At 75.2% G+C, this 1,115-nt stretch carries 2 protein-coding genes and 1 pseudogene; 1 reads left to right on the top strand and 2 read right to left on the bottom strand.

Annotated features, from left to right (window positions below; translation table 11 throughout):
* Window positions 1–438 (top strand): carboxypeptidase-like regulatory domain-containing protein (locus H5J29_RS33790; protein ID WP_181784922.1); only part of this gene is annotated, 438 nt, incomplete at its 5' end.
* A 4-nt stretch (window positions 439–442) separates the two neighbouring features.
* Here H5J29_RS33790 and H5J29_RS33785 read toward each other — a convergent pair.
* Both H5J29_RS33785 and H5J29_RS33780 read right to left on the bottom strand, forming a co-directional pair.
* Window positions 443–787 (bottom strand): nuclear transport factor 2 family protein, encoded by a 345-nt coding sequence (locus H5J29_RS33785; protein ID WP_181784921.1) that lies wholly within the window; start codon window positions 785–787, stop codon window positions 443–445.
* 36 nt (window positions 788–823) lie between these two features.
* A pseudogene (locus H5J29_RS33780) lies at window positions 824–1,115 on the bottom strand (PLP-dependent aminotransferase family protein); the annotation flags it as partial.

Raw genomic sequence — 1,115 nt, 5'->3', positions numbered from 1 at the left:
ACCCTCACCGACGACGACGGCCGCTTCCGCCTCGCCGACATCCCCGTCGGCTCGACGACCCTCACCGCCACCCTCGCGGGCCACGAACCCACCGCGACCACCGTCCCGGTCACCCCCGAGGGCGCCGTGGTCGAGCTGGTCCTGGCCGCGGGCGGCGCGCTCGCGGGCACGGTCAGCGGCCCGGACGGGCGAGTCCTCGCCTCCGCCCTGGTCACCGTGGTGGACGGGGTGGGCGAGGTCGTCGCCACCACCAGCAGCGGGCCAGACGGCCGCTTCGCCGTCCCCCGCATCCCCCCGGGCTCGTACACGGTCACCACGAGCGTGCACGTCCCCGCGGCCGCCCAGGTGGAGGTCGGCGGCTCGGGCACCCAGTCGATCGAGCTGCGCCTGGGTGCGGTGGGGCCGGTCGAACGCCGCACCCCGGTTGCAGGCGACTGAGTGCTCAGCGGGGCTGCGGGGTGAACCTCGCGGTCTGCGCGACGATCAGGCCGTCCCGCACGACGATCGTGTCGATGCCGTCCGTCGCGGTGGCCGTGTCGGCCTCCAGGGTCCACTCGAGGAGGATCGTGCCGCCCGACTCGGTGATCGACTTCTCGCTGAAGACCGCGTTGGGCAGCTGGACGAAGGTCTCCGCGAAGGCGGCCTTGACGGCCTCCGCGCCCTCGATCGCCGCGCCGGGCAGGATCAGCACGGCGTCCGGCGCGTAGTCGGCGACGACCGCGTCGGCGTCGTGGCTGTTCAGCGCCTTGAGGTGGTCGGTGAGGACCTCGGTCGGGGTTCGCGTCATCACGGTCGCCTCTCGCTCCGGTGCGGGCTCCGGAGCCTAGCGACCAACCGATGACCGGACCAGGCCTGCGACGACCGGCAGCGCGGCGGTGAGCTCGGCGCGGGTGGGGCCCGCGTAGCCCAGCACGATCCCACCCTCCCCGCTCCCGTGCCGCTCCAGCAGGTCCACCCCGATCCCCCGCGCCGCGGCGAGCCGCTGCACCTCCCGCGCCCGCTCGGGCGACTCCAGGGGCACCAGGACGTGGGCACCCGCTCGGTCCCCGCGCACCGGGGCGAGTGACTCGACGACCAGGGCGCGGCGTTCGCCCAGCTCGCGCCGGAGTCGTCGG

This window comes from Pseudonocardia pini (assembly GCF_013870575.1).
Classification (GTDB): Bacteria; Actinomycetota; Actinomycetes; order Mycobacteriales; family Pseudonocardiaceae; genus Pseudonocardia; species Pseudonocardia pini.
The sequence above is the reverse complement of the archived record's forward strand: the minus strand, read 5'-3'. Positions and strand labels throughout refer to the sequence as shown.

Bases quoted from the DNA above. Each gene is read 5' to 3' on its own strand.
- H5J29_RS33785 (WP_181784921.1), bottom strand. From the start codon at position 787: ATGACGCGAACCCCGACCGAGGTCCTCACCGACCACCTCAAGGCGCTG.